This is a genomic window from Myroides sp. WP-1 (assembly GCF_014145635.1).
Taxonomy (GTDB): Bacteria; Bacteroidota; Bacteroidia; order Flavobacteriales; family Flavobacteriaceae; genus Flavobacterium.
The window spans coordinates 1-574 of sequence record NZ_JACHTC010000073.1; the positions used below are offsets into that span (position 1 = coordinate 1).

The 574-nt window shown below is 32.9% G+C and carries 1 protein-coding gene; it reads right to left on the bottom strand.

The annotated features are described in order from the left end of the window. Window positions 1–574, bottom strand: a 574-nt coding sequence (locus tag H4K33_RS16390; protein ID WP_182650878.1) for a relaxase/mobilization nuclease domain-containing protein, incomplete at both ends; no start/stop codon positions are given.

A 574-nucleotide genomic window follows, 5' to 3' on the forward strand; every position in this document is an offset into this window, starting at 1 on the left:
CTTGCTTTTAGGTTTGTATTAGTTGGTAAATGAATAAAGCGATATCCTTGAATATTCCCCTGTTTATTAATAGTTGGTTTAACCTCAATATCTTTTTCAAGCATTAATCGAATGTATTGTTGTAAATCTTTTGGTTCCTGTCTTAAAACTTCCCTATGAGCTGTTTTGATAGTGTTTTTAGCTATTAAGTTTGTGTTGTTAGCTCTTTGTTTCTTATTCTCGTTTTCTTGTCTTATAGACGTCCAACCGTATTTAAGTGCTATTTCGTGAGCAACTCTTTGAGCTTCAAAACCAATGTAATTATCTTTTAGAGCTTTGCCATTTTCATCTATGCGATTGGCGATGATATGAATATGTTTATGCTCTTTTTCTGTATGAACAAAAGCAATGAATTGAGCTTTGGTAGGATCGATTTGTAAACCAAGTAAAAACTCAACGGCTAATGCTCGTAAATCTCTATCGCTCATCTTTTGACTATCTACAATAGTTGGAGATATAACAGCCGATATTGTGTTGTTTTTACATCTGCTGTTTTGATTTTGTAGTATCTGCATCGTTTGAAACATATCTTTCG